Annotated in this window: 3 protein-coding genes; 1 reads left to right on the forward strand and 2 read right to left on the reverse strand. The window is 64.6% G+C overall.

The genetic code is table 11. The features are described from left to right. Positions 1-77 precede the first annotated feature (77 nt). Both K728_RS0108280 and K728_RS0108285 read right to left on the reverse strand, forming a co-directional pair. Positions 78-515 (reverse strand): VOC family protein, encoded by a 438-nt coding sequence (locus K728_RS0108280; RefSeq protein WP_024476387.1) that lies wholly within the window; start codon positions 513-515, stop codon positions 78-80. A gap of 132 nt (positions 516-647) precedes the next feature. Continuing rightward, a complete protein-coding gene (locus K728_RS0108285) occupies positions 648-1,496 on the reverse strand; it encodes a PhzF family phenazine biosynthesis protein (RefSeq protein ID WP_051317649.1) in 849 nt (282 codons plus the stop codon). Between the two features lie 234 nt (positions 1,497-1,730). Between K728_RS0108285 and K728_RS0108290 the strand changes: the two genes are divergently transcribed. Beyond that, a partial coding sequence (locus K728_RS0108290) for an ABC-F family ATP-binding cassette domain-containing protein (RefSeq protein WP_024476389.1) occupies positions 1,731-2,945 on the forward strand: 1,215 nt, incomplete at its 3' end.

Here is a 2,945-nt window from a genome sequence, read left to right on the forward strand (position 1 = left end):
CGGGCTTCGCCGCTGCTGGTGGTCTCGCTGCAGCCATCGTGTTGTTGCGTCAACGCGCCGTTCGGAGCTAAGAGTCCTCACCCGATGCAGAACTCATTGCCCTCAGGATCGGCCATTGTGTACCAAACGTGGGGGCCTTGGTTCGCCTGGTAGAGAAACTGGGCACCCCGGCCCTCAAGCCGGGCCCTGAGTTCGTCTTTATCGTCACCGTCGAGGTTGATGTCCAGGTGGCAGCGGTTCTTGACAGTCTTCGGTTCAGGCACTGGCTGAAATAGCATCCGTAGCCTGCCCTTGTGGCTATCCTCCCCGGGGCGGCAGATGGCTGCGCCGTCGCGCCACACGCGCACCCCTTTGTGCACAATGAGCTCATCCGGCTGGGCCCAGCCCTTGGCCAGCACATCGTCGATGAAGGTCTGATCGGTGGGTTCCACCACCCACCCGAGCGTTTCAGCCCACCAGTCGGCCTGATCGTGGGTGTTGGTGCAGTCGAGGGTGATCTGGATGTTGTAGGTCATGGACCGACTTTAGGGACGGACGGGGGCGGGCACTACCTCATCGCGGTCAGTAACTGTCCGTGTGAGGCTCTGCTTTGGCGGTTGTTTCGGCGGTCTCCAGTTTCTCGACGCTGAGGCGACACCCGGGACGCCCTAGGTGATGACCGCGGCGTAGCCGCTGATCAGAGCAGTCGCTTCGAGCACCGTGACCTCGAGCGTGCTGGGCCGACCCATTTCGATCCCTTGACGGATCGTGAAGCTCGCGCCCACAGCTATCCGACCCTGTGCCCTCAGGTACCCGGCGAACGCTGCGGCCGCGGCACCGGTAGCGGGGTCTTCAACCACCCCGCCCCAGGGGAATGGATTCCGCGCCTGCCAGAGGCTGGGACCGGCGGGAGCTATCAGGGTTACCGTGATCCACGTATGCGTCCGACAGAGTTCCTGCAACGCAGCGAAGTGGTAGTCCAGAGTGCCAAGCGTTTCGGCATCCCTGACGACGACGACCGGATGGAGATTGCCACCAAATCCGATCCCGGGAAGATAATCGGGATGGAGCACCTCCCCTGTCCACCGCAGGCTGCTCAGGAGCAGCTCAAGATCGGTGGCAGCCAGCGGTGAGCAGCTGATCGGCGGGCTCTCCAAAGAGCCTTGAAAGCCTCGACGGTAGCGTGAAGCCCTGACGTTCACCGGTCCCACCTTGGTGTGCAGCGTATAGGCGCCCAGTCCCGCGTCTTCCCCCAGTGCCACCGCCGTCGCGATTGTCGCGTGACCGCAGAAGTCCACTTCGCCCACCGGCGCGAAGTAGCGGATCGGAATCGGGGAATCGGCGGTGATGGGTCCGGTGAGGAAGGCCGTTTCGCTGTAGCCGACGTCGGAAGCTATAGATTGCATTTGATCGTCAGGAAGATCCGCGGCCTCCATCACCACCCCGGCCGGGTTACCTCCCGCGGTTGAGGTGCTGAAGGCTGAGTAGCGTCGGACGACAGGCGATGCGGATATCACTGATGGGGGGTGCTTCGATTGGTGGTCACACCCACATTTTGTCGAAAATCCACCGTCAGCGCGACAGGGTAGCCGGGGGTGTGCCCCGGTGAGGTTGACGGCTTGCCCACACCGGGGCACGCTGGAGCCATGAGGAAGTAGCCTTGCACCTGCCTGTTCGGCCGGCGCCAACCGCCCGCTTCGAACCCGCGCGCCGCGACGCCTGCGCACTTTCCGATATCGCGAGGAACTCCTTTGACCGAACATATCCAACTTTCCGACGTGTCCCACGGCTATGGGGACCGCCTGCTGCTTGACCACGTCGACCTGACCGTCGGCCGTGGCGAACGGGTGGCAGTGGTCGGGGAGAACGGCGCCGGTAAGTCCACGCTGATGCGCCTGGTGGCCGGGCTCGAAACCCCCGATGGCGGACACATCTCAGTGCACGGAGCGGTCGGTCACCTGCCGCAGACACTTGACCATGCGCCGTCCGACACCGTCCAAACCGTGATTGACGCGGCCCTGAGCGGAATCCGGGCCCTCGAGGCGGAGCTGAGGAGGCGTGAAGCCTCCCTGGAATCGGCTGATCCAGACGAGCTGGAACACTACGGGGCACTCCAATCCGAATATGACCTGCATGAGGGCTACGCCGTCGACTCGCGGGTTGACGCAGCCCTCAGTCAGCTGGGGCTGGGCGGCCTGGAACGGGGCCGCACCCTTGACACGCTCTCCGGCGGCGAACAGGAGCGCCTTGCGCTGGCTTGCCTGCTCGCCGACCCGGCCGCCATCCTCCTGCTGGACGAACCCACCAACCATCTTGACGACGACGCCGTCAGCTGGCTGGAACGGGAGCTCGCCGCCCACCGGGGCGCGGTCGTCGCCGTGTCCCACGACCGATCGTTCCTGCGCACCTTCGCGACGACCATCATTGAAGTGGACGGCGACCGCAGGGAACTCCGGCGGTATGGCGATGGATACGAGGGATACCTCCGGGCCAAGGTTGCTGAACGCAATCGGTGGGAACAGGAATACCAGCAATGGCTGGATGCCAAGGAAGCCGAACGAATGAAAGCCGCAGCGGTGGAGGGGCGGATGGGTTACGGGCGTCGACGCGACGGCGACAAGATGGGTTACGACTTCAAACAGGGCACCGTGCAGGAAGCCATCACCAGCCAGAAGCGAAACGCGCAGGAGCGGCTGCGGCGGCTGGAGGAGCGGCCGGTGGATCGACCGCCTCAGCCTTTGGCGCTGTCCGCCCAGTTCGGCGGGCAGTCACTGGCTGGGCCGGTGATCACTCTTGAGGGCGTCGCGGTCGGTGATCGTCTGGCAGTGGGTTCGCTGACGGTAGGAGCGGGGGAGAACCTCCTGGTTACCGGTCCCAACGGAGCAGGTAAAACGACTCTGCTTGACGTCGTGGCCGGGCTCTGCCCGGTGCAGGAGGGCACAGTGGTCCAGCGGGGCAGGCTCGGG

Origin of the sequence: Arthrobacter sp. CAL618 (assembly GCF_000468215.1) — a bacterium.
Lineage (GTDB): Bacteria > Actinomycetota > Actinomycetes > Actinomycetales > Micrococcaceae > Arthrobacter_D.

What these genes read in the sequence shown, in the direction of transcription:
- K728_RS0108280 (WP_024476387.1), bottom strand. Translation starts at nt 515, where the DNA reads ATGACCTACAACATCCAGATCACCCTCGACTGCACCAACACCCACGAT.